Genomic DNA, 312 nt, shown 5'->3' on the forward strand with positions numbered 1-312 from the left:
ACGAAAAAGAATCAGGCCCGTTTTGATTTTGACATCCGTTTTCAAAAGATGCCTTCTTATCTGAGAAGGGCAGCCATCCAGCATGCGCTGGGAAGCGTATCCTCTTACAAAACTCGACTGGGATTGTGGGAAAAAACAGGTCAGAGAGAAAGTAAACCGAAACTTGTATATGAGAATCATGCCATGCCGGTCTTTTACCGTGATGTGATGTACCGGGAGGATAAGGAAGGGAAGGATGCTGCTTATCTGAAACTATATGATGGGCATGACTGGAAATGGTTCCATGTACGGTTAAGGCATACCGACATGGAG

At 45.2% G+C, this 312-nt stretch carries 1 pseudogene; it reads left to right on the forward strand.

What is annotated here, in order from left to right:
* Window positions 1–312: pseudogene (locus tag DWX28_RS20205) on the forward strand (IS200/IS605 family accessory protein TnpB-related protein); the annotation flags it as partial.

The organism is Blautia sp. AF19-10LB (assembly GCF_003461245.1).
Taxonomy (GTDB): domain Bacteria; phylum Bacillota; class Clostridia; order Lachnospirales; family Lachnospiraceae; genus Blautia_A; species Blautia_A intestinihominis.